We start from the raw sequence: 621 nt of genomic DNA, 5'->3' as shown, positions 1-621 counted from the left end.
CAAGTAAAATATAAGCTAAGGGTTGATGAAAAATTACCATTAAAATAGAAACAGCCACAGCCCCAGCAATAGAACTTAAAGATACAATTCTCGAAATAGCAATTACAACCCCGAAAACGCCTAATGTTGATAAACCGACTTGCCAACTAATAGCTAATAAAATACCCACACCAGTAGCAACAGATTTACCCCCTGTAAAACCGAGAAAAATAGATTTACTATGTCCTAAAAGGGCAGCTAAACCAGCTAAAGTAACTAAATAAGGTTGCCAGATTTCGACATTTACAGTTGATGGCATTAAATTCTGGCTAGGTGCAATATTAAATAAAACATAAACTAAATTTATTGATAAAACTCCCTTCAAAGCATCAATTAATAATACAAATGCCCCTGGAACTTTACCCAAAGTTCTCAAAACATTTGTTGCACCGGTTGAACCAGAACCCACTTCTCGAATATCAATTCCTTTTAATAGCTTACCTGCTAAATATCCAGTTGGAAAAGAACCAAAAATGTAAGCTAATAAAACCGCTACTCCACACAAAGTTAACCACATAAATTTGTTAGTTGTCAGTTGTCCGTTATCAGTTGTTATACCATTTCTTTGTAAAGTTGCATATA

1 protein-coding gene is annotated in these 621 nt (G+C 34.3%); it reads right to left on the bottom strand.

The genetic code is table 11. From position 1 onward, the window contains the following. On the bottom strand, positions 1-556 hold a 556-nt coding region (gene plsY / locus CUN59_RS14410), incomplete at its 3' end, for a glycerol-3-phosphate 1-O-acyltransferase PlsY (protein WP_104388496.1). Positions 557-621: the final 65 nt, after the last annotated feature.

The sequence above is a fragment of the Cuspidothrix issatschenkoi CHARLIE-1 genome, assembly GCF_002934005.1.
GTDB classification, from domain to species: Bacteria; Cyanobacteriota; Cyanobacteriia; order Cyanobacteriales; family Nostocaceae; genus Cuspidothrix; species Cuspidothrix issatschenkoi.
The sequence above is the reverse complement of the archived record's forward strand: the minus strand, read 5'-3'. Positions and strand labels throughout refer to the sequence as shown.